This window comes from Citrobacter sp. VF227 (assembly GCF_052950715.1).
Genome location: NZ_JBRFVF010000003.1, coordinates 239351 through 261122, shown reverse-complemented (window position 1 = coordinate 261122; position 21772 = coordinate 239351). Strand labels below are relative to the sequence as shown.

Genomic DNA, 21772 nt, shown 5'->3' with positions numbered 1-21772 from the left:
CATCACCTTAAGCAATACGCGCAAATCCCGCTTCGAGATCGGCAATCAGATCGTCGATATCCTCAAGGCCGATATGCACCCTGACCAGCGTGCCGCTGAAATCCACCTCTCCTGCCGGGCGAATGCTGTTCAGTTCCTCCGGCTGATTCGCCAGAATGAGCGACTCAAACCCGCCCCACGAATAAGCCATATGGAACAGCGAGAAGTTATCGAGGAAATTCGCCATCTGCTCGTCGGTAAGTCTCTTTTTCAGCACGAACGAGAACAGACCTGAGCTTCCGGTAAAGTCACGCTGAAAATACTCGTGCCCCGGACACTCCGGTAAGGCCGGATGATTCACCCGCGCCACTTCCGGTCTGGCCGACAACCAGCGGGCAATATGGATGCTGCTTTCCTGATGCTGCTTCAGGCGTACCGCCAGGGTGCGCAATCCACGGCTGCCGTTGTAGGCCGTATCGGCATCCAGCGTTTGTCCCATCAGATAGGAATTTTCACGCAGGCGATCCCAGCAACGGGCGTTGGACACCGCCGTGCCTAACATGCCGTCCGAATGACCAATGGTGTACTTCGTTCCCGCCTGAATGGAAATATCCACGCCATAATCCAACGCTTTAAACAGCACACCCGCTGCCCAGGTATTGTCGATCATAATGACAATCTCCGGGTTCACCGCGCGGATCGCCTTCACCATTCCCGGCACGTCCTGCACTTCCATGGTGATTGAACTGGGGGATTCCAGGAATACCACTTTCGTTTCAGGACGCAGAAGATCGACAATACCCGAGCCGATCAGCGGATCGTAATAGGTGGTTTCAACGTTGAATTTACTCAGGATCTTATTACAAAAATCTTGGGTTGGTTCATAGGCCGCGCCGGTCATCAGGATATGGTCGCCGCTTTGAACAAACGCCAGAATCGCATTAGTGACCGCCGCCGCACCGCACGGGTAAAGCGCGCAACCAACGCCGCCTTCCAGTTCGCTCATGGCCTTCTGGAAAGCAAAGTGCGTGTATGTGCCGCGACGACCGTAAAACAGTTCGCCGTTCGCACGATTGGCGGTGGCAAATTTCTTGTCCTTCACGGTATCAAACACCAGCGAAGAGGCGCGTTGGATCACCGGATTCACCGCTCCCTGGGTATAACGTTTGTCGCGACCCGCAACAACCAGGTGCGTCTCAAGCTTCATTGCGTCTTTCATAACATCTCCTGTTCTTAATCCGTGTGAAAACCTATACCACCGTAGCAGTAGAGTTTATTTCAGTGTTGATCTGCTTTTTTCCAGCGAACCGTTCAACAATCTGCGCCGCATTCAAATCATGGATTACGTTAATCAACGTGGCTGGCGCATCGGTAATGGTGCCCAGCACCACCAGCATCGGGATCGCTTCCATTGGCAGACCCAGCGTGGTGACGATAAAGATTTCACCGAGGAACGCCCCGCCCGGCACGCCGCCGACGATAATGGCGGAGAGCACCGCAATCAGCATCGTCAGGAAGAAGGTTTCGGTAGTGAACTCCATGCCCAGTACGGAATAGATAAAGACAATTTTCAGCGCGGCAATCATCGCCACGCCGCCTTTGTTCAGGTTAACCAGCAGCGGAATGGAAACATCAACGATTTCCGGGTTAATCCCCATCGCCTTACCGGCACGCAGGGTCACCGGGAGCGTCCCCAGCGAAGAGCAGGTTCCCAGCGCGGTCGCGGAGGGTTCAATCGCGTTTCGCCAGAAGGCTTTGACTGCAGGAATACCGCCGCCAATATACGAATAGATAATCGAGCCAAAAACAAAGTAGACCAACGTGGCGACCATAAACAGGCCGATAGCACGGGCAAAGGTTAACAGCAGTGCAGAGTCCTGACTGGCCATGGTGGCCGCGAAATAACAGCCCAGACCAACCGGTGCCACCTTCATAATGATCGAGACGATCTTCATGATCACGGTATTAGCATCTTCCAGCAGCGACGCAATGCGTTTACCGGCCTGATCTGATTGCCCAATCGCCACTCCGGCGATGATCGCCATTACGATCAGCGCCAGAATATTGGACTTAGAAAACAGTCCGATAAAGTCGCTGGTGGTGATCATGCTGACAAAATCCATCTTGCCACTGCCCGCCTGCACCGACTGCGAGAGATCGATAGTGACGCCCTGCGCCGGGTTATACCATAGCGCCAGCGCGACGATCCCGGCCGCCGGAATAAAGGCCATCGCGATCGAAACAATAAAGATTATCGCCATGATGCGCCCTAACCTTTTCAGGTCGGTCATACTGGCGATGGACGACATGACGCTGATCCCCACCAGCGGCACAATAATCATAAATAACAGGTTCAGGAATATCTGACCTATAGGCTGGAGTTTACCTGCAAACGATGGGGCATAAATGCCTAATAAGCCGCCAATCACCAAAGCAACTAATAAAATAATCGACGATCTGTAGGGTTCGAGTCGTGACCACATAATCGGTACCTTTAGAATAATAATTAATGAGATTAAATTCACAATGTGATGAGTTTCCGTTTCGCCTCCTTTTATTTTGTGACGTAACTCACCTAAGTTGTTATTTTTTCATTTTGCCAGCAAGTTGTTTCCTGTGATTCAATAGTTGCATGTTTAAAAGATGAATGTAACGGCCTATTCGTACCGTTTTTGCAAATCACTTGTGAATTTAAGGAAATTATGAGTACGCCGATTTCACTTAAGCATCTTGAGTTTTTTACTAAAATCGTCGACTGCGGAGGATTGTCAGAAGCCGCGGCACAGCTCAACGTCTCGCCGTCTGCGGTCAGCAAAAGCCTGGCGGCGATGGAAGATACGTTAGGCACGACATTAATTAAACGCACCACCCGCAGTATTACCCTGACCGATGCCGGGCAATATCTCTTTAATCGCGCTAACAAGCTGTTGAAAGAATTCGATGAAACACTGAACACTACTTCCGGTTATTACCATAACCCGCAGGGTGAATTACGTATAACCTGCTCCATTGCGTTTGGTTATTCCCGACTGGTGAACCTGGTGGATAAATATCGCTCCCAGTTCCCGGATGTGAATCTGTATATCGATCTCAACGATAACTTTGTGAATCTGAACGAAACGGATTTCGACATTGCCCTGCGAATTTCCACCGCACCGCCGCAAAACTATGCGATGCGCAAGCTGGTACCTGTTCGCTGGGCGTACTGTGCCTCACCCGGCTACCTTGCCAAAAAAGGCATGCCCCAGCGCCGGAGCGATCTGGTAGATCATGATTGCCTGGTTTACCCGGGCCTCACGCCGGTGCTGAAGGTGGCAGATGAACAGGATCGACTGCATCAGTTAAAACTGCATATGCCGATCCAGGCCAACAGCAGTCTGGTGCTGTTGAAATCGGTGTTAGAAGATCAGGGGGTGGCGTATTTGCCCACTTATCTGATTGGCGATCATATTCAAAAAGAAGAGATCACGCCGCTAATGCTCGACGGCACCATCACCTGTGAAACTCACACCCTGTATGCACTGTACTTTCCCAGCAAGTACAGCAACCCGAAAGTGCGTTCGTTTATCGATTTTCTGGTGGCAGAACTCGGCCCCTTACCCGCCTGGGACAACTGGATCCCGAAGTAAGGTCTCTCCGCCGGAAAATGGGACGCGCACCACATTTTTTGCGCGATCCCCCCGTCTGGCTCTATCCTTAAGCCTATGAATAAAATTGCTGAACTCAAACGCGCCAAGCGACTGGCGCTCTCATTGTTGCTGATTGCGGCCGCCACCTTCGTCATCACGCTGTTTCTGCCGCCTAATTTCTGGGTTCTCGGGACCAAGGCGATCGCTGAAGCAGCGATGGTAGGCGCGCTGGCGGACTGGTTCGCTGTGGTGGCGCTTTTTCGTCGGGTGCCGATCCCGTTTATTTCGCAACATACGGCGATTATCCCTCGCAATAAGGATCGGATCGGCGAAAATCTCGGGCAGTTTGTGCAAGAGAAATTCCTCGATACCCAATCTCTGGTAGCTCTGATCCGCCGCCATGAACCGGCGCTTCTAATCGGCAACTGGTTCAGCCAGCCGGAAAACGCCCAGCGTATTGGTCAACATCTGCTGCAGATCATGAGCGGCTTTCTGGAGCTGACCGACGACGCTCGCATCCAGCGGCTGATCAAGCGGGCGGTGCACAAAGCCATCGATAAGGTCGATCTCTCCGGAACCAGTGCTCTGATGCTGGAAAGCATGACCAAAAACAATCGCCATCAGGTACTGCTCGACACGCTCATTGCCCAGCTTATTGCCCTGCTCCAGCGCGACAGTTCGCGGACATTTATCGCCCGACAGATAGTGCACTGGCTGGAGACCGAGCATCCGCTGAAAGCAAAGATCCTGCCGACCGAATGGCTGGGCGAACACAGCGCCGAGCTGGTATCGGAAGCCGTTAACTCCTTGTTGGATGACATCAGCCACGATCAAGCGCATCAGATCCGCCACGCGTTCGATCGCGCCACGTTTAAGCTCATCGACAAGCTCAAAAACGATCCTGAGATGGCAGTGCGGGCCGAAAGCATGAAAAGCTATCTGAAGGAAGACGAAGCCTTCAACCGTTATCTTGGCGAACTGTGGGCAGATCTGCGCCAGTGGGTGAAAACAGATATTAACGCCGACGATTCCCGCGTGAAGCAGCGCATTGCCAGCGCCGGGCAGTGGTTTGGCGAAACGCTGGTTGCTGACAGCGCCTTGCGTGCCTCACTCAATGGGCATCTGGAGCAGGCCGCGCATAAAGTTGCCCCGGAGTTTGCCTCCTTCCTGACACGCCATATCAGCGACACAGTGAAAAGTTGGGATGCACGCGATATGTCACAGCAAATTGAGTTAAACATCGGCAAAGATTTGCAGTTTATCCGCGTTAACGGCACGCTGGTCGGCGGTTCTATTGGGCTGGTGTTATATCTGTTGTCACAAATTCCGTCCCTGCTGACGCTGGCGAATTTTTAAGGAGAAAGGTTTTTGCGTCGTTTATTTTTTTACTTTTCATTATCATTTACACATGTAATATAACAATCACCCGACTCACTGTGTGAAATCAAGGTGCGTATGTCTCAGGGAAGTCCAGATTCAAATCGCCATGCCATCAGCGTCGCACTCTTTGGCATGCTGGTCTTAACGCTGGGCATGGGGATTGGGCGCTTTCTGTATACCCCAATGCTGCCGGTACTGCTGTCGGAAGGTCAATTTACGTTTGACCAGCTCTCGTGGATTGCCAGCGCCAACTACGCCGGATATCTGGCGGGAAGCCTGCTCTTCTCCTTCGGGCTCTTCCACCTTCCCTCACGCTTACGCCCGATGCTGTTAATTTCTGCACTCGCCACCGCCGGACTGATTCTGGCGATGGCCAGCTTTACACAGCCTGTGCTGGTCATGCTGATCCGCTTTCTGGCGGGCGTCGCCAGTGCCGGTATGATGATCTTTGGCTCGATGATCGTTCTGCATCATACCCGTCATCCCTTCGTGATCGCCGCGTTGTTCTCCGGCGTTGGCGCTGGCATTTTGATGGGTAATGAATATGTCATCAGTGGTCTGCACTTTGCGCTGTCATCACACACGTTGTGGTTAGGGGCAGCGGCAGCCTCGGCTCTGTTCTTTGTGCTACTGGTTATGCTTCTGCCCTCTCGCGACCATACGCTCCCCGCCGCGCCCCCGGTAAAAACAGAGCATCAGCCGATGTCCTGGTGGCTGCTGGCGCTGCTGTACGGGCTGGCCGGATTTGGTTACATCATTGTCGCCACCTACCTGCCACTGATGGCGAAAAGCGCCGGTTCGCCTCTGCTGACGGCTCATCTCTGGTCGCTGGTTGGCATATCGATTATTCCGGGGTGTTTCGCCTGGCTGTGGGCCGCCCGACGCTGGGGAGTATTGCAATGCCTGACGGCGAATTTGCTGATACAAAGCGCCTGCGTGGTCATGACGCTCGCCAGCGATTCCTTGCTGCTGCTGGTGATAAGCAGCGTCGGTTTTGGTGCAACGTTTATGGGCACCACGTCGCTGGTGATGCCGCTCGCCCGTCAACTTAGCGTGCCGCGCAATATTAATCTGCTGGGTCTGGTCACCCTGACATACGGCATTGGACAAATTCTCGGACCGCTATTAACCAGCCTGCTGGGAAGCGGCGCAGTTGACATCATCAACGCCACACTGTGTGGTGCGGCAGCGCTGCTTTTCGCCGCGTTAATTAGCGCCGCACAATTATACAAACAGCGATTCATCACCGCTAAAAGAATATAATCTTAAGCAGCAACAATATATCCAGGTAAATACCTGTCACGGTTTAAAAAGTATCCCGTAAGCTAATAACTTTGTCAGATTAAACACACTTGATGAAAAATGGCTATAAATATCTTCCCGATTTACGCCATCAAACTGACTTTCAAAGTGAAGTAGCAAGACATATTTCATTCTTGGGTTTTAAACAAAACCCGGACAGAGAGTCATTACTCTAAACTTTCACTCTTATTAACAGAGCGATGTAACATTAATGCTTCAGCAATAATATCTTGTTTGCTTTTTCGTGTTTCAAATGCCAGCGTTCGCACATATTCCCATAAAGAGGTATCGACACGGGCACTTAAAAGAACCATATCTTTTGATCGGGTCCCTCTGGGTTTTCGAATATCGGGATAGTCTCGAGATGGCATTTTCAACTCCTGAACGTAATGACACGCTTATGGTTATGAAATATGCAGTTAGTGTAAAAACATGTCAACGGCAAAATACAGTCATAATAGTAATGAAACTGTTAATAAAAAGCAGAAAAATGGAACAATGTTTCAAGTGAAAGATGACATGTTTATGGAACAATATGTAATGTTAACTTTACGCTTATTCGATTTTATTCATTTGATTAAAAAAACATGAGAAATTTACGTTAGACATACCACAACTCAAAACATCATAATGGCCAATAAGTTACACACCCTCATTAATGTATACATTTACGTGAAACGCTTGTTTTTATGCGTAGTTATGCCGATATGCCTTATCCTGATAACTGCAGGGATCGCGTTGATTCTCACTTTACCCAGATCCGTTTTGTCTAAAAATAAGCACGGAAAGGTAAAAATAAGGTAAATAACGCATTTTTTTGCACGCGAAAATAAGTTGTTTTTAATTGATATAAATCAATTTCCATCGCACAAAGACGGCGGAAAAATGATCATTTGAGGCGATGGAAACAATTTTTTACGTGTCATTCAAAACGTGAATATCGGCCTGGTAGGACAATGAATAAGGATACGTAAAGTGCGGTGCGGGCCGCAATAGCCCGCTTATGAGAGGAAGGAAAATCAGGCATTAACTTTATCCAGCGGCCAGGAATCAAACAGATAACCATCAAAATCAATGTCATCTACATTTGAAAACTCCAGCAGGCGCTGTTTGACATTTTCCAGATGCTGCCACATGGCAAGCTTGGCCGCGCGAGCATCTTTTTTGATTAATGCCGCAAGGATCTGTTTATGGTCGCCCATCCATTCTTTGCGGTAATGAGTATCGTCGAGGTGGCTATGGAGCTGGATCCACATCGGGTTGTTCTCACGCCACTGCCATGACTGGCGAAACAGCTCCACCAGCATGCTGTTATGCGTGGCTTCGGCGATGGCGAGATGGAACTGCATGTCGCCGCTTTCAGAACCGTTTGGCTCGCTGGACGCCAGCTCCCGCTCTTCGAGCTGCAACGCCTGGCGCATTTTGACGATATCTTCGCGGGTAGCCTGCAGCGCGGCAAATTCAGCGATATTGCTTTCCAGCAGCTGCCGCGCCTGCAGCAGCTCAAACGGCCCCGCATCATTGCAATGATTTGCATCCGTACTGTCGATGGTCTGCGCATCCGCATTATCGAGCACGTAGATCCCGGCCCCGCGCCGCACGTCCACCAGTCCTTTAATTTCCAGCATGATTAACGCTTCGCGAACCACCGTGCGAGTGACATTGAGCATCTCGGCAATTTCACGCTCTGGTGGTAAGCGTTCACCGGGCTGGTACGGCGTCTGAACAATCAGATCGCGGATCATGGCACCCACTTCCTGGTAGGGTCTTTGCTGAGAAGTGTTCGATTTCATCGTGTTATGTCCGTCAGATGCGTGTAATCAGATACGGTGAATAAGTACCGAACTATAGCATTTGCGGGAAGCCAAAAACAGAAAACGGGTCAACCAAACCAATATTTTGATTGACCCGTCATAGTTCGGAGGTTATGCGTCAGCGCTTAATGCCGCAACGCACTCACGTGCGCCGTGTTCACATAACTGTTGATACACCGCAATAATGGTCTCCACAAAGTCGGCGTTTTCCGCCAGGTCATGACCAAAAATGCCGGACAGCCCCAGCAGCGCCGTCACGCGTTCGGCCCCCTGGTACTGTCGGTTAATGCGCTGGAATTCAGCCAGCATTGGGTCGACAACATCAATGGCCTGCCCCTGCTCATCCACACAGTGGGTGTAGCGCATCCAGCCCGCCACGCCCAGCGCCAGGTGACGCCAGTCGCTGGCGTTTTGCAAGTGCAGACGCACCGGATCAAGCAGGCGCTGCGGCAGTTTCTGGCTACCGTCCATCGCAATTTGCCAGGTACGGTGGCGCAGAGACGGGTTGCTAAAACGCTCGATCAGCAGGGTCGCGTAAGCGTTGAGATCGGTGCCTTCCGGCATCGAGAGCGTCGGCGCCTGCTCCTGCATCATCAGCGCAAACGCCGCTTTGCGGTACGCCGGATTCGTCATGGTATCGGCGATAGTTTCATAGCCGCCGAGATAGCCCAGATATGCGAGGAAAGAGTGGCTGCCGTTGAGCATGCGCAGTTTCATCATTTCAAACGGCACCACGTCGGCCACGAACTGTGCGCCAACCTTGTCCCAGTCAGGACGACCGTTGACAAAATTGTCTTCAATTACCCACTGACGGAACGGCTCGCAGGCGATAGCACACGGATCGTAAACGCCCAACTGGTCGGCAATCTCCTGTAACGTTTCCGGCGTCGCTGCCGGAACAATGCGGTCGACCATGGTGCACGGGAAAGTGGCATTAGCTTCAATCCACTGCGCCAGCTGCGGGTCGCGCGCCTGCGCCAGCCCCAGCACCGCGACTTTCGCCACATGCCCATTTTCACGCACGTTATCGCAGGACATCACGGTGAAGGCAGCCAGCCCCTGCTCACGACGCAGGTACAGCGCTTGTACGATGTAACCAATCGCCGATTTCGGCGCGGTAGGATTCGCCAGATCGTGTTTAATCAGCGGGTTATTGAGATCTAACTGACCGCTGGCCGCATCGGTGCAGTAGCCTTTTTCGGTGACCGTCAGCGAAACAATTGCCGTCTGCGGGCGCGCCATAGCCTGTAAAATACCGTCACAGCCGTCAAGGTCCGGATGCAGCGCTTCTTTCATTGATCCGATCACTTTCAGCACGGTGTTGTCCGCGCCTTTTTCCGCCACGGTATACAGCAGTTGCTGCTTGCGCAGATTTTCAATCAGTACGCAGTCGTTACCCGGCATCAGGTTAACTTCACAGATCCCCCAGTCGCTGTCGGTGGTTTCCAGCAAATGATGGGTGTACAGCGCCTGATGCGCGCGGTGAAAAGCGCCGCATCCCAGGTGAACAATGCGGGATTGCAGGCGCGAGCTGTCCCATGCAGGACGCGCAACCGGCAGGTCGCTATTGGCAATTGTCGTTGTCATCGTGAACTCCAGAACCCGTTGAAAGACCAACGGATGAGAAAAGAAAAAGCCGGCCAGACAGGTGGCCGGCAACTCGCTTTAGCGACTGAAGAAAGCGCGCTGGATAGCCATCTCAACGCCGCGCACTTCCGCCAGCCCTTTCAGGCGACCAATCGCGGAGTAGCCTGGGTTGGTTTTCTTTTTCAGATCGTCCAGCATTTGGTGGCCATGGTCCGGACGCATCGGGATCAAATCTTCCTTCCCTTCCGCTTTACGGCGTTGCTCTTCTTCAACGATCGCTTTCACCACTTCGTACATGTCGACGTCGCCATTAAGATGCGCCGCCTCATGAAAGGTTTTCGGATTATCTTCACGCAGCGTGGAACGCAGATGGGTGAAGTAAATGCGTGGGCCAAACTGTTTGATCATGTCGACCAGATCGTTATCCGCCCGCACGCCGTAGGAACCGGTGCACATAGTGAAACCATTCGCCATGCTGTTAACCGTATCGACCATCCACTGCATGTCTTCCACCGTGGAAACAATGCGCGGCAGGCCGAGGATCGGGCGCGGCGGATCGTCCGGGTGAACTGCCATGCGTACGCCAGCTTCTTCCGCCACCGGAATAATCGCCTTCAGGAAGACGGCGAAATTCTCACGTAGCGCGGCTTTATCGATATCTTTATAGCGCGCAAGATGCTGGCGGAACTGGTCGAGCGTGTAGCCCTCTTCTGCCCCCGGCAGACCGGCAATGATGTTGCGGGTCAGGCGCGCTTTGTCTTCATCGCTCATGGTGGCGAAGCGTTCATTTGCCTGAGCAATCTCTTCGGCGGTGTAGTCTGCTTCCGCGCCCGGACGCTGGAGGATATGCAGCTCAAAGGCGGCAAATTCAATCTGGTCAAAACGCAGCGCTTTGGAGCCGTCCGGCAGGACGTATTCCAGGTCGGTACGGGTCCAGTCGAGAACAGGCATGAAGTTGTAGCACACGGTACGAATGCCGCACTGGGCCAGGTTACGCAGGCTTTGCTGGTAGTTGGTGATCCACTGCAGATAGTTGCCGGAACGGGTTTTAATGTCTTCGTGGATCGGCACGCTTTCGACGACCGACCAGACCAGGCCCGCCTGCTCAACAATAGTTTTGCGCTTCAGGATTTCATCAACCGTCCACACCTCCCCGTTAGGGATATGGTGCAAAGCGGTGACAACGCCTGTGGCACCCGCCTGACGTACATCCGCTAAGGTGACCGGATCGTTAGGACCATACCAGCGCCATGTCTGTTCCATGTTTTATTCCTCGTTTACGTTATGGACTCGACGATATGGCATATAAATTCCCCCTTTTGGTATGACATGTCAACCTGAAGCGATAAATTGGTTAACCAAATCACGGTTTATGCCGATTAGATCGCCTAATTAAGGCCATTCAGTTCGGTAAGACTGTAAACATGTAACGCAATATGACATTCATCGCATCAATGGTTAACCAATATAGGTAGCATCTCAACCAAAAATCATAATAGTTCAACCAAGCTGGCGATCCCCGCCGTTACCGCCGCCACCACTCACTCGTTGTTCCCGCCACAGCCGGGGCCGGTTGCGCTGGTTAACGCCTACGGCGCGGACATGGGCATGGTCTACATCTATGGCATTCTGGTGATGATTCCGAGCGTGAGCTGCGCCGGGCTTATCCTGCCAAAGTTCCTCGGCAACCTCGATCGCCCAACGCCGTCGTTCATGAAAGCCGACGTACTGGTTGACCAGAACAATCTGCCCTCCTTCGGCGTGTCTATTCTGGTACCGCGCGTGGTCACGACATGCAGTGGGTGATGAATGCCTTTGAAAACGCAGTGAAAAGCATCGCCATGGTGATCCTGATCATCGGCACAGGCGGCGTACTGAAGCAGACCATTATTGATACCGGCATTGGCGATACCATCGGCATGCTGATGTCGTACGGCAATATCTCTCCGTACATCATGGCGTGGTTGATAACCGTGCTTATTCGTCTGGCAACCGGTCAACTGGTTGGCATCGACCCGGCGTTACTGGTGCTGGTGAACTCCGTTGTTGGCCTGATTATCGTATTGATCATCAGCTTGATTGCATAACGTCGATACCGCTCTGGCTCTTCACGCCAGAGCGGTTCTGAATCCTGCCTCAACAATCCTCAATAATCAGATATACCGCCTTCACCGGGCCATGCACCCCAACCACCTTGATAAGCTCAATATCTGCCGTCGAACTGGGTCCACTGATAATGTTAATGCACGACGGCATACGCTCACCGGCCTGCGCCTTCTGATGCAGTTTCTCTGCCAGTTGGGCAACGCGCGGCAGGATAGTGCTTTTGCGCAGCACGAAAATCGAGGACTCCGGCAGCAGGCTAATTGAACGCCCGCGCTCCGGCGCGGAAAACAGCACCACGCCGCCGGACTCGGTCAGGCCATACTCGGCATACACCACCCCCACTTTCGCCTGCTCAGCCTCGGCAATATTTTCGCTGCCTCGCGCCGGGTCCCAGACCACGGCGTTGCATTCCTGCTGCAGACGTTCCGTGATGCCCAGTTCCACCAGTCGACTGTCGCCGCTGATAACCACCGGCTGACCCAACTCTTCGCACAGGCGTCGCGCGGCTTCTGCGGCCTGTTCCTCGCGGGTCAGTTCGCAGCGGGCCAGCATCACCTCGCTGGCAAACTGGGTAAACGCATCGCAACGCTGTTGCGGGCTCAGCTCGGTCAGGCGCTCGTTGGCATAGTTGTTCACCGGCGCGGCATCCGCTTGCGGCTCAAAACGTAGAGGGCGGCCCAGCGCCTGGGCGATAGTGTTTAAAAACGCGGTACGGTTATCCATTCTTTTTCTCCTGCGCCTGATGTTTCTTAAACCAGCTGCGGAAGCTCTCACCGTCGGCATCAGGAAGATCGCGCGCCTCCATCCAGTCACCAATCGCGCCAACCTTAAGCGGAGTTTTGCCACCATTGATAAACCAGCTCGCCGCATGTGCGCCCGCCATCATCCCGACTTTCCACAGCCCCGGATGGCTATTGGCATACGCGAACATTTTTATCGCCCGACGCTCGGCTTTCGGGGTGATGCCCTCCTCGGCCATCACCCGACGATGCCGCAGGATCAGTTTTGACAGCGGAATCTTTACCGGACAAACGCTGTCGCAGGCCGTGCATAATGAACAGGCGTAAGGCAGATCTTTAAAATCTTTATAGCCGCCGAGCAGCGGAGAGATCACCGCGCCGATAGGGCCGGGATAGATAGAACCATAGCCGTGTCCGCCAATGTGACGGTACGCCGGGCAGGTGTTCATACAGGCCCCGCAGCGGATGCAGCGCAGCACATCGCGAAACGCCGAACCCAGCACCTGCGAGCGGCCATTATCGACAATCACCAGGTGAAACTCTTCCGGACCGTCGACATTATCCGCCTCACGCGGGCCGGTCAGCCAGGTGTTGTAGCCCGTCAGACGCGCGCCCACGGCGCTACGCGCCAGCATGGTGATCAATACATCCACATCGGCAAAGGTCGGCGCGATACGTTCCATGCCCATCACCGCAATGTGTGTTTTTGGCAGCGTGGTGCACATCCGTGCGTTGCCTTCGTTGGTCACCAGGCAAACAGAGCCGGTTTCCGCCACAGCAAAGTTACAGCCGGTAATACCGATTTCAGCACTGAGAAAATCCTCGCGGATCTTCTGACGGATAAATAAGGTCATGGCTTCCGGGGTTTCCGGGCCGTCGTAACCCAGACGCTCGTGCAGCACGCGGCGGATCTGATAACGATCTTTATGAATAGCCGGGACCACAACGTGCGAAGGCGGATCCTGATCCAACTGCAGGATATATTCGCCGAGATCGGTTTCGATCACCTGAATTCCGGCATCCTGCAGCACATGGTTGACGCCGATCTCTTCGGTCACCATCGACTTGGACTTCACCACTTTCTTCGCGTTTTTACGCTGCGCAACCTGCAAAATGTAGCGGGTAGCGTCTTCTTTGGTCTTTGCGAAATAGACGTGGCCGCCGTTTTGCGTCACTTTCTCGGAGAGTTGATATAGGTAAGCGTCGAGGTTACTCAGAACGTGATCGCGGATCTGGCTGGCACGATCGCGCCAGTCTTCCCAGTGGCCTAGCTCATCAACCATTCTCTGCCGATTCGCACCAATACGCTCCTGCGCGTTGGCCACGGCTTTGCGCATGATTGGATCTTCGATCTGCTGACGAATGCGCAGTTTAAACTCTACATCGCTGGTTTTTATCGACATCTCTTTCCCCTCAGCGGCTCATCAGCACTTCAGCAATATGCATCACTTTGACCGGCTGGCCCTCACGTTGCAGCCGACCGCCAATATTCAGCAAGCAGCTGACGTCCGCGCCAATCAAATATTCCGGCTTCGCATCCATCAGATGTAAGACTTTCTCTTTCACCATCTCACCGGATATCTCGGCCATCTTAACCGAGAACGTCCCGCCAAAGCCGCAGCAGGTGTCCTGATCGGCAAATGTCATCAGCTCCAGCCCGCGCACGTTTTTCAGCAGCGTCAGCGGCTCTTCCTTCACCCCCAGCTTGCGGGTCAGGCTACAGGAAGGATGATATACCGCACGGCCCTGCAGGCTGGCACCGACATCCACCACGCCCAGTTTGTTGACGATAAAAGAGGTGAGATCCTGCATACGTCCGGCAACCTTCTCGGCGCGCAGCGCCCATTCAGGTTCATCCGCCAGATACGTCGGGTAGCTTTTTACCGCGTAGGTGCAGGAGCCTGCCGGAGAGATAATCGGATCGTCGTTGTCTTCCAGGGCGGCGATCAGGTTTTTCATTCCGGGGATCGCCTCTTTGATGTAACCGCTGTTGATGGCTGGCTGACCACAACACCCTTGCTTCTCGGGGAAATTAACGTGACAGCCCAGTTTTTCCAGTAGCAATACGGAGTCTCGTGCCATCCGTGATTTCAGGGCGTCACCAATACAGGTAACAAAAAAATTTACATTCACAATAACTACTCCATTGCTTCATTTCTGTTTATTGCGCTTGATATCGCTATATCACGCCCAGTCTTCTGTTTGCTGGTTTTGCCGATGTCTGGGTTCATGGTGTTTGTCGGATCATGCTCCTGAGATGGCCGCTCTCCGCTTCTTATATCAGGATCATCTTAAATACCTGTATTTTCATTTGTATGACAAAATCAAATAATCCTCCAATCAACTCGTACATGCAATACCCTGGTTTATTTCTTTCGGCCTCGCTCACATTTTTATATTGAAAATCACCGTGTTATGAGTCGGTTAAAAATAGTTTCAGGTGATAATTATTCCTGTCACTACCATTATTAAAAGAGTTATCAAATAACTATTTATAGGTATTCCACTTGCTCTTTAGTATATTTACCTGGCATTGAATTTTAATTAAAATATTACAATAGTTACAAAACCATTAATCATAATTACTTTATTCACTGAAGCGATTCAGTTTGCATCTTTTATTTATACAGCAATATAGCCTTCCCGACATAAATATAAATCAGGTTTAATAAACCAATCAGGAATAGCAATGAACGAATATTTTATGTTTGCCCTGGCACTTTCTCCTTTACTACTGATGGTATTTTTAATATTAAAATTGAAAATGCCTATCCATTATTCCGTACTGATCTCTTTAGTATTCACCGCTGCGCTATCGGCTCTGTTCTGGGAGATGCCCGTACAGAATCTCAAAGCCGCGATAGGCTATGGTGCGCTGAAGGGATTATGGCCGATTGTGATTGTGATCCTCGGCGCTATCTTCAGTTATAACGTCATGCAGGCAACCAAAGCGCTGGATATTCTGCGCGATATCCTCGCCAGCATTAGCGAAGATAAGCGTATTCAGGTGCTGTTGATTTCATGGTGCTTTGGTGGATTTCTTGAAGCCGCGGCGGGTTATGGTACAGCGGTCGCCATTCCGATCGGTATACTTATCGCACTGGGTTTCAACCCGCTGAAGGCGGCAATAGCCTCTCTGGTGGCAAATACCGTTCCCACCGCATTCGGCGCAGTCGGGATCCCAGTTTCTATTCTGGCGGAACAGGTTAACCTGCCGGTTTATACCCTGGGCGGAACCATTATTCTGCAGCTTGCGCTGTTTAATATCCTGCTGCCATTTGTGATTATCTGCATTATTGGCGGCGGCCTGAGAGCCATTCGCGGCGTATTTTTAATCACGCTGATTTGCGGTATTACCACGCTGGTTCCGCAGTATTTTGTCGCTATTCATCTCGGTGCTGAATTACCCGCCTTTGCCGGTAGTCTGGTCAGCCTGTTTGCCGTAGCGATGGTGAGCCGTCTGCGCAAAGGGAAAACCGATCCCGAGTGGCGAATTGAAGTCAGCCATAATCGCGAAACCACGCCGCGTTCGGCAAAAGTGTTGTTCCGCGTGGGTTCTATCTATCTGTTCATATTTGTCTTTATCCTGTTGTGTTCTCCGCTATTCCCGACGATAAAAGGCGCAGCCTCACAACTGGCCTCGGTGCTGCATTTCACGCTTGCTGACGGCAAAACGCTGGCGCTCAAGGTTGAATGGGTGACCACGCCGGGGATGCTGATCATCTTTGCGACCATTATCGGCGGTTTTATTCAGGGGGCGTCCGCGCGCGGGATGCTGGAAGTGTTTATCAAAACCATTTTCCAGCTTAAAAATTCCATTGTGGCGATTATGGCGATCGTCGCACTGGCCACGGTGATGGATCTCAGCGGGATTATCTCCACGTTGGCCCAGTCGATTGTCGATCTGACCGGCAGCTCGTACGTCTTCCTCGCCCCGGTGATTGGTGCGCTGGGTACGTTCGTTACCGGCAGCGATACCAATTCGAACATTCTGTTCGGCAAACTGCAAACCATTGCCGCCAGTAAACTGCATATCGATCCCAACTGGCTGGCGGCGGCCAACACCTCTGGCGCAACAGGAGGGAAAATGATTTCGCCGCAGAGTATCGCCATTGCGGTTTCAGCCACTAAAATGGACGGCCAGGCCAACCAGATTATGTCTGGCACCATGAAATACTGCTGTGCCTACATCGTAATCCTCGGCCTGAAAGTCGGTCTCTTTTATTACTGGTTTATGGCGTAACCCATTGTCAACCCCGTCAAATTCGCGGCAATGGTATTTGACGCAATGGTGAACTAAAAGGTTTACACCGCCCCGGAATCGGAACGATGTCACTGGCTTTACGATTTGTCGGCGCTGACTACAATAGCGCCAATGTTTCAAATCGAGGATTGTTGTTATGTTGTTCTGGAAAAAGATGGTGAAGAAGTTCGACGCCTTTTCCGCGTTGATCCCACCACGCTACTTCCGGGTGTAATGCCAGGCAGGCCTGTCAGCGACAGGCCTGAGTCTTATTTCCCGCTTTTTTCTTACGCAGCCCGCACGTTCTTAACACCACCACCCGCAAGCGCAGCCACGCAAAGCGATAAACCAGCGGATGCTGAAATCGTAGCAATGTCAGAAACATAATTCCCCCGCACTAACGAAACGTTGGCAGCAGACCAAATACATCCAGAACAACCGTCAGATAGACAATCGCCCCGCAGATTATTACCAGATTGAGCACGGTGTTATTACACGGCGCGGTATAGCTGGCAGTCGGAAAACGTTTCCGCGCGGCTTTCACCAGGAACGGCGGCAGGATCACGCTCCAGATGGTAAAGGCCAGACCGGCATAGCCAATCGCATGCACAAAACCGTTCGGGAAGAAGAAGCACACAGCCGCAGGTGGGAAATAGGTCACCAGCGCGGTTTTCAGACGGCCTATACCGTCATCCGGGAAGTGGAACAGGTCGGCGATATAATCGAACAGACCAAGCGTTGCCGCCAGCAGTGAGCTGGCTACCGCGAAGTTGCCGAAGAAGGTCAGGATCAGATCCATATAACGGCTGGTGAACAGCCCGCTGATAGCCTCGACAAACACGTCGATATTGCCGCCTTTGGCGATAATCGGCGGGAATGAGGCACGGCTGATATTACCCATCGTCACACCCAGCCAGAAAATATATAACAGCAGGGCAAACAGCGTGCCGATGATAATCGAACGCGTAATATTCGAGATCCCCCTCGTGCCATACAGCTTGACCAGGCTCGGTACGTTACCGTGAAAACCAAACGAGATGATGCAGAACGGCAGCGTCATCAGGATATAGGGCAAATACTGCGAATTGGGCAACGCCACCGCCACGCTGTCGATAAGTTTTGCCACTTCGATATGGCCAATCAGCCCGGAGAACGTGGCAAAGAACGCTACAAACTTACCGATAATCAGCACGGTAGTGATACGTCCAACCAGCAGGGAGCTGTACCAGGCAATCGCCCCTACTAACATACTGACGATCACCACCGAGATATTCGCCGGAAAGCGCACGCCACTGTATTTGAACACGGTTTGCGCCATCACCGCCGACGAACCGGAGATATAGGCATAGGTCAGAATATACAGCACAAAGCCGAAAGCGATACCGACCACGATATTCCACTTTCGGCCTAATAAATCCTGAGTAAAGGTATTAAAACTGGCACCGGCGCCATAATGCAGATTGACTTCAACCAGCATCAGACCGGTTAATAACATCATGATGGCGATAAACAGAAGAATAACAGAGGCACCGGGAAACCATACGCCGGCCATCGCAATCGGCAGGGAAAACATCCCGCCACCCACTACGGTTGCGATAACCAACATGGTTCCGCTAATCAGTCCGGGGGTACTACTCTGTCGCTCAATGGCATTAATATCCATGATAAATGTTCCTGTAGACTATTCGTTATAATTACAGCTGTCATTTGTACATCATGCGGATAATAAAAATGTCGGAGTCAGGGTTTACTTTTTTTAGTTATGCCACGGTAACGGGCACCGCAAAGGCTTCCTGTTCATAGAAAAGGAATACAAAAAAGCCCCATCCTGAGATGGGGCCATAATGATTATTTAGATATAATCAAAGCGCGCAGTAAAGAAACGCAACTGCTTCGGCTCGTAAATAAACTTCAGCCCGCGAATATCTTCTTTGTGCTGGTAAAGTTTAATAATTCCGTCAGCCACGACATCCATATGCGCGTAGGTATAAACGCGGCGTGGAATAGTCAGACGCACGGTTTCCAGTTTCGGTCTGTGGTGTTCACCGGTCACGTTATTACGGCCTGCAGAGATTATTCCGCGTTCCATACTGCGCACGCCAGTTTCCACATAAATGCTCGCCGCCAGGCTTTGCGCCGGGAACTCGTCCTGCGTCAGGTGCTCGCAGAAGCGACGCGCATCGAGGAATACCGCGTGACCACCTACCGGTTCAACAATCGGTACACCAGCTGCCTTCAGCTTGTCACCCAGGTAGCGAACCTGCTTCACGCGGTGCTCAATGTACTCATACTGCATGGCTTCGCGCAGGCCAATCGCCATCGCTTCCATATCGCGTCCGGCCAGGCCGCCGTAGGATGGCATGCCTTCGTACACCACGACTAACTCTTTGGCGGCAGAGAACATTTCGTCATCATTCATGCACAGGAAGCCGCCGATATTCACCAGACAGTCTTTTTTACCGCTCATGGTACAACCGTCGGCATAGCTGAACATCTCATGTACGATCTCGGCGATGCTCTTGTTCTCAAAGCCCTGCTCTTGCTCTTTGATAAAGTAGGCGTTTTCAACGCAGCGGGTGGCGTCGTAGAACACTTTAATGCCGTGCGCTTGTGTCAGTTCACGCACCGCACGCATGTTCGCCATCGAGACCGGCTGGCCGCCCGCGAGGTTAACCGTCACAGCCAGGCAGATATAGGCAATATTTTCTGCGCCTTTTTCATCAATCAGCTTTTGTAATTTTTTAAGATCAATATCACCTTTAAACGCAATATTCAGACCGGCGTCGTGTGCTTCGTCACGAACGATATCGACAAACACTGCACCATTCTTTTCCTGGTGATAACGGGTGGTGGTGAAATACATATTCCCGGCAACATATTGCCCGGGTTTAATTGCCAGCTGCGATAACAGGTTTTCTGCGCCGCGCCCCTGGTGAGTCGGAACAATATGTTTAAAGCCAAACAGTTCCTGCACGGTTCTTTCCAGATGATAGAAGTTTTCGCTGCCCGCGTACGCTTCATCACCCATCATCATTCCGGCCCACTGCTTGTCGCTCATGGCGTTGGTGCCGCTGTCTGTCAGCAGATCAATATAGATATCTTTCGAATTTAACAGGAAAGTATTGTAACCCGCTTCTTGCATTTTTATCAGGCGTTCATCACGCGGGATCATAGATACAGTTTCAACGCTTTTAATACGGAAGGGTTCTGCCGGATAATTCATTTTGTTTCTCCAGTAACAGTGGTCATGTACGTATTAATGTGACGTAAAGCATATCGGGTTCATCAATAAAGTATGATGAAATATAACTATTCGCCTCCTGGGCCAGGGGGAGAAATAATGTGGAGGCACTATGCAAGATTTAATTGATTATGGAAATAGTCCGGTCAACATTAATCACTGGCAATAATTTAAAAAGCTGTAAATGTGAGTGATATAAATCACACGTCGTTTTTTTACCCATTCATATTCAACAAGTTTTTTTTTGCGTATTGATTTGCCATTCGCGGTAGTGCGCCCACTGAGGGGGGAAATACTGAAAACTTAACTTTCCAGGCTGTGCGCATAATGTATTCGTGAATGAGTACACCCCATTTTGTGAGAGTCGGATCACTTCACGGGCTTATATTTGTGATTCACATCACCAAAAGTGTAAAGTAAAGTGTACAAAACGGTGTTGTTTCAGAGTTTGCTATTTGCTTCAGTGAGTGAGATCGCATTTTTGGCCTGATACAGAGGGGCGTTGTTTTCTGGAAATGGCAGGTATTTGGTGGATTGAATGAGAATGAATTTATACGGTGAATAATACCGGATTTATTGGGATAGAGAGGTTTTCTATTTATTCCGAAAGCGTGCAATTCGCGCTTATTTCATCTTATTTACATCTGGACTTCCCCCAGGATACTGGCGTAATTTACAGGGGTTTTACTAGCGCGATGTGAAGGTGCGCCAACACCTCCGCATCGCTGATCGCAGTAACTATTATAGGAGAATAGTCACCATGACTGATACGCATTGTATTGCAGTTTCATTTGATCCAGAAGTCCACACCGCAGATAACCGTCGCCTGAAGGTAGGTTATGCGAGCCGTTATCCTGATTACAGCCGAACCCGAAGAGTCAGAACTAATGAAATCCCTGCGCGCCGTGGAAAAGCTCTCCGCGCGCAAGCAAAAGCAGGTGCTGGAGTTTATCGGGGGGATTGCGGGGAAAGCATTGAAGGGGTGAGTGTGTGATTGTCATTGTAATTGAGGCGCCTGCGGGCGCCTTTATTGGTGACGAATTTTCATGTGATTTTTTATATTACCACCAGAATATTTATTTCAAGAATAAATACCTCTAATTAATAATCCATATCGATATTCTTAATGTCATTTGAGAAACTGTTACTCAAGTCAACTATTTCACCATCAATTTTTGTTATTTACATGCTCTCATTTCTAGCTATCTTACTTTATTAAAGGATTGCCATGGCCGAGACAGAAGGCATTGCAAGAAGGATCTATAACATTATCATTCCACCTGATACAGTACAATCTTTTGTTGATTCTATACATACTGGACATACAGAAGACAAGCCTTTTTTTATAAAAACAATTGAGTTAGTGGGAGAACATTTAAACGGTAAGTCTAAGGACTGGTAACATGAAAAAACTTATCACACTAATAATAAACTCATTGTTTTGCGGGTATGTTGCCACCCTTTGTTTAATTTCTCTCATCGAATTCGATTCATGGCAGGATAAAATCCTTGCCATTATTATCATCGTTGGAAGCGCTTATATTATCGCCTTTATAGCCAACAGGTTCTTGCCAACAAAGATACACCTGATGGGGGGAGTTCTTGATCTATTATCCGGTCCATTGCTAATCGCAGGAGGCCTCGCCTGTTTCGCTTTTCTTAAATCCTGGCCCGTAAAAATTATTGGAACATTCGTTTGGATTCTCATCATGCTTTATTTCCCTTCCCGTATAAATATAGATAAGGACTAA

The 21772-nt window shown here is 51.0% G+C and carries 18 protein-coding genes and 2 pseudogenes; 8 read left to right on the top strand and 12 right to left on the bottom strand.

Features of this window, described 5'->3' with window-relative positions; genetic code table 11:
* Positions 1-7: 7 nt before the first annotated feature.
* On the bottom strand, positions 8-1198 hold the full coding sequence (gene metC, locus ACU8YC_RS13605; RefSeq protein WP_151216640.1) for a cystathionine beta-lyase: 1191 nt from the start codon (positions 1196-1198) through the stop codon (positions 8-10).
* A gap of 31 nt (positions 1199-1229) precedes the next feature.
* Positions 1230-2462, bottom strand: a complete 1233-nt coding sequence (locus ACU8YC_RS13600) for a dicarboxylate/amino acid:cation symporter (RefSeq protein ID WP_446895447.1) — start codon at positions 2460-2462, stop codon at positions 1230-1232.
* Positions 2463-2681: 219 nt separating this feature from the next.
* Here ACU8YC_RS13600 and ACU8YC_RS13595 point away from each other — a divergent pair, with 219 nt between their 5' ends.
* From ACU8YC_RS13595 to ACU8YC_RS13585, 3 genes are all read left to right on the top strand, one after another.
* Positions 2682-3608 carry a LysR family transcriptional regulator gene (locus ACU8YC_RS13595; protein ID WP_187253674.1) on the top strand — a complete coding sequence of 309 codons (927 nt, stop codon included), beginning with the start codon at positions 2682-2684 and terminating at the stop codon, positions 3606-3608.
* A 75-nt stretch (positions 3609-3683) separates the two neighbouring features.
* Positions 3684-4964: a DUF445 domain-containing protein gene (locus tag ACU8YC_RS13590; protein ID WP_151216638.1), complete on the top strand. Its 1281-nt coding sequence runs from the start codon at positions 3684-3686 to the stop codon at positions 4962-4964.
* 99 nt (positions 4965-5063) lie between these two features.
* A complete protein-coding gene (locus ACU8YC_RS13585) occupies positions 5064-6251 on the top strand; it encodes an MFS transporter (RefSeq protein WP_151216637.1) in 1188 nt (395 codons plus the stop codon).
* A gap of 206 nt (positions 6252-6457) precedes the next feature.
* Here the strand turns inward: ACU8YC_RS13585 and ACU8YC_RS13580 are convergent, their stop codons facing one another.
* From ACU8YC_RS13580 to uxuA, 4 genes are all read right to left on the bottom strand, one after another.
* Positions 6458-6661: a hypothetical protein gene (locus ACU8YC_RS13580; RefSeq protein WP_151216636.1), complete on the bottom strand. Its 204-nt coding sequence runs from the start codon at positions 6659-6661 to the stop codon at positions 6458-6460.
* A gap of 648 nt (positions 6662-7309) precedes the next feature.
* Positions 7310-8083 carry a Uxu operon transcriptional regulator gene (gene uxuR, locus ACU8YC_RS13575; RefSeq protein ID WP_003033268.1) on the bottom strand — a complete coding sequence of 258 codons (774 nt, stop codon included), beginning with the start codon at positions 8081-8083 and terminating at the stop codon, positions 7310-7312.
* A gap of 132 nt (positions 8084-8215) precedes the next feature.
* The gene (locus ACU8YC_RS13570; protein WP_151216635.1) at positions 8216-9691 is read right to left on the bottom strand and encodes a fructuronate reductase; all 1476 of its coding nucleotides are present in this window, start codon (positions 9689-9691) and stop codon (positions 8216-8218) included.
* A 78-nt stretch (positions 9692-9769) separates the two neighbouring features.
* The gene (uxuA, locus tag ACU8YC_RS13565; RefSeq protein ID WP_151216634.1) at positions 9770-10954 is read right to left on the bottom strand and encodes a mannonate dehydratase; all 1185 of its coding nucleotides are present in this window, start codon (positions 10952-10954) and stop codon (positions 9770-9772) included.
* Between the two features lie 243 nt (positions 10955-11197).
* Here uxuA and ACU8YC_RS13560 point away from each other — a divergent pair.
* Positions 11198-11778: pseudogene (locus ACU8YC_RS13560) on the top strand (GntT/GntP/DsdX family permease); the annotation flags it as partial.
* Positions 11779-11827: 49 nt separating this feature from the next.
* Here the strand turns inward: ACU8YC_RS13560 and ACU8YC_RS13555 are convergent.
* The 3 genes from ACU8YC_RS13555 to ACU8YC_RS13545 are packed head-to-tail and all read right to left on the bottom strand — an operon-like array spanning position 11828 to position 14670.
* Entirely contained in the window at positions 11828-12520 is a 693-nt protein-coding gene (locus ACU8YC_RS13555) for a LutC/YkgG family protein (protein ID WP_151216633.1), read from the bottom strand.
* Positions 12513-13940: a LutB/LldF family L-lactate oxidation iron-sulfur protein gene (locus tag ACU8YC_RS13550; RefSeq protein WP_187259159.1), complete on the bottom strand. Its 1428-nt coding sequence runs from the start codon at positions 13938-13940 to the stop codon at positions 12513-12515. The genes ACU8YC_RS13555 and ACU8YC_RS13550 overlap by 8 nt, the downstream gene beginning before the upstream one ends.
* A 10-nt stretch (positions 13941-13950) precedes the next feature.
* Positions 13951-14670 carry a (Fe-S)-binding protein gene (locus ACU8YC_RS13545; RefSeq protein ID WP_151216632.1) on the bottom strand — a complete coding sequence of 240 codons (720 nt, stop codon included), beginning with the start codon at positions 14668-14670 and terminating at the stop codon, positions 13951-13953.
* 556 nt (positions 14671-15226) lie between these two features.
* Here ACU8YC_RS13545 and ACU8YC_RS13540 point away from each other — a divergent pair.
* Positions 15227-16780: an L-lactate permease gene (locus ACU8YC_RS13540; RefSeq protein ID WP_252838449.1), complete on the top strand. Its 1554-nt coding sequence runs from the start codon at positions 15227-15229 to the stop codon at positions 16778-16780.
* A 250-nt stretch (positions 16781-17030) separates the two neighbouring features.
* Here the strand turns inward: ACU8YC_RS13540 and ACU8YC_RS13535 are convergent, their stop codons facing one another.
* From ACU8YC_RS13535 to ACU8YC_RS13525, 3 genes are all read right to left on the bottom strand, one after another.
* Positions 17031-17165, bottom strand: a complete 135-nt coding sequence (locus tag ACU8YC_RS13535; protein WP_256484194.1) for a hypothetical protein — start codon at positions 17163-17165, stop codon at positions 17031-17033.
* 12 nt (positions 17166-17177) lie between these two features.
* Complete coding sequence (locus ACU8YC_RS13530) at positions 17178-18443, bottom strand: aromatic amino acid transporter (RefSeq protein ID WP_252838450.1); 1266 nt, start codon at positions 18441-18443, stop codon at positions 17178-17180.
* Between the two features lie 189 nt (positions 18444-18632).
* Complete coding sequence (locus ACU8YC_RS13525) at positions 18633-20003, bottom strand: tyrosine phenol-lyase (protein WP_151216629.1); 1371 nt, start codon at positions 20001-20003, stop codon at positions 18633-18635.
* Positions 20004-20781: 778 nt separating this feature from the next.
* Between ACU8YC_RS13525 and ACU8YC_RS13520 the strand changes: the two are divergent.
* The 3 genes and pseudogenes from ACU8YC_RS13520 to ACU8YC_RS13510 all read left to right on the top strand — a co-directional run bounded on the left by ACU8YC_RS13520 (position 20782) and on the right by ACU8YC_RS13510 (position 21772).
* Positions 20782-21007, top strand: a pseudogene (locus ACU8YC_RS13520) (hypothetical protein).
* 242 nt (positions 21008-21249) lie between these two features.
* The gene (locus tag ACU8YC_RS13515; protein WP_370619101.1) at positions 21250-21423 is read left to right on the top strand and encodes a hypothetical protein; all 174 of its coding nucleotides are present in this window, start codon (positions 21250-21252) and stop codon (positions 21421-21423) included.
* 1 nt (position 21424) lies between these two features.
* Positions 21425-21772, top strand: a complete 348-nt coding sequence (locus ACU8YC_RS13510) for a hypothetical protein (protein WP_151216627.1) — start codon at positions 21425-21427, stop codon at positions 21770-21772.